General features: G+C 53.3%; 1 protein-coding gene. It reads right to left on the bottom strand.

Going from position 1 to position 765, the window contains the following annotated elements; translation table 11 throughout:
• Nucleotides 1–340: 340 nt before the first annotated feature.
• The gene (locus AC0L21_RS37960) at nucleotides 341–625 is read right to left on the bottom strand and encodes a hypothetical protein (RefSeq protein ID WP_317245306.1); all 285 of its coding nucleotides are present in this window, start codon (nucleotides 623–625) and stop codon (nucleotides 341–343) included.
• Nucleotides 626–765: the final 140 nt, after the last annotated feature.

The raw sequence follows: 765 nt of genomic DNA, 5'->3' as shown, positions 1-765 counted from the left end.
AAAGGTGGGCGACATCGTCTCGGAATCCACGGGCGACTTCATATCGGTACGCCTGGGCGACTTCGTCGGAATCCGCAGCACCGCAATCAGCGTTCTAAAGAAACTATGTGAATTGTGACCAAAGTGATTTTCTTGTGCCCTAAATGCGCAGGTGCCTTCGTAGCTGACCAAATCCGCCGGGAAGTCCGAGAGCCTGGTCACTTCAGGTGCGCATTCTGCAAAACCAACGTGCACCGGTGGCGGGACGAATATGATTTTGCGAACTGGCGCTCCGTACCGAGAAGCGATGGCTAAGAACTTCTTGGGAACTACACATATCGCCGCTTCGGTCCTAAGCGGATCATCTCCTTCCCATCTTGGTGTGCAGATCCTCTACGCGGCTAGGCTGGAGATGAATGTCTAAAGCCTTCTCCCCGGAGTGTGGGAAGAAAACGCGGTTCGGCTTCGCGTGCAGACTGCGGACGTAGTAGCCTTGTGCCCGAACGGCTGATTTGATTTCGTCGCTGACCTTGAGAACTCTTGCTCTTCTCTTGCGCCACTTGTGTGCAGAGTAAAGCAGGGGTACGGCAGAGCCTGTACTCAGAACGAGCAAGTCGCGCTTGCTGCTGCGATAGACATCATACATTTCGCCCCCGCGATCATATTGAAGTACGCATGAAATATATTTTGGTTGGCTCGATGAAGGAGCTTAGTCGTCCGTGAACAAGGCTCTAAGCGATTGAGCAGGAGTCAGTTTTCCGGTTGCGGCGGCATTTGAGATTGCAG

Source organism: Bradyrhizobium sp. WSM4873, assembly GCF_055811355.1.
The sequence above is the reverse complement of the archived record's forward strand: the minus strand, read 5'-3'. Positions and strand labels throughout refer to the sequence as shown.

What these genes read in the sequence shown, in the direction of transcription:
- AC0L21_RS37960 (WP_317245306.1), bottom strand. Translation starts at nt 625, where the DNA reads ATGTATGATGTCTATCGCAGCAGCAAGCGCGACTTGCTCGTTCTGAGT.